The sequence below is a fragment of the Wolbachia endosymbiont of Tuta absoluta genome, from assembly GCF_059414725.1.
Map to the genome: position 1 here is coordinate 1 of NZ_JBNRJY010000240.1, position 836 is coordinate 836.

Annotated in this window: 1 protein-coding gene; it reads right to left on the bottom strand. The window is 34.6% G+C overall.

Annotation, left to right across the window (positions count from 1 at the left end):
- Positions 1 to 243: 243 nt before the first annotated feature.
- Positions 244 to 780 carry an SDR family NAD(P)-dependent oxidoreductase gene (locus tag ACJ5GX_RS02680; RefSeq protein ID WP_495292675.1) on the bottom strand — a complete coding sequence of 179 codons (537 nt, stop codon included), beginning with the start codon at positions 778 to 780 and terminating at the stop codon, positions 244 to 246.
- Between the last annotated feature and the right edge of the window lie 56 nt (positions 781 to 836).

Sequence of the window (836 nt, forward strand, 5' to 3'; positions counted from 1 at the left end):
TAAAGAACGATATGACTATAAAATTTATGATAGCAATGGAAAAGTCATAAAAGTTTTTAAAGATAAAAAAGGACAGCACATAATATTAGATATGGAAGATCGATCAATTTCAATCAATGTTGCATCAATTTCAGCCGCGAAAGTTTCTGCAATCACTTTAGTATGACCATAACCTGAATAATAAACGACAGCAATTTTTGACATATTAAGTCCTCGTGTATACGTCACTTTTGAATTAAAAATCTAATATTTGATATAACTGGGTAATGTTGCGGTTAAACCTTTTTTGAGTGCTTGCGTGGATGCTCCCACCAGTACTTCAAATGCATTGTTTTCAATTCCCTCAAATACCTGTTGTGCAACAGTTGATGGAGAAATTTTAGGAATATCGAGTGTTTGGGTTAAGTCTGTATCAATGAATCCCACATGTACGCCCATCACATGTACATTAAACTTAGATAACCATTGACGTGTTGAATTGGTAAATGACCAAGCTGCAGCTTTAGAAATTGCATAACTGGCCAAAAGTGTGCTTGGCTCCCAAGACACATCAGAAAGAATATTGACGATATAACTTTCAGATTTGTTTTCTAAAATGGGAGAAAAATACTGCGTTGTATTGACCACACCATATAAATTGGTCTCTAAAATAGTTTGAGTTGTTGCCACTATATTGGCTTCAACAGGACTTTGATTAAGACGAGCAATACCTGCATTATTCACCAAAATACTCACGTCACCACATTGCGCTACTGCATTTTGAATAGAAATAGGATCGATCGTTTTTAACTATTTGCCTTTTTTCTATGCAAGAAGTGTATTGATAAGTCCATTAC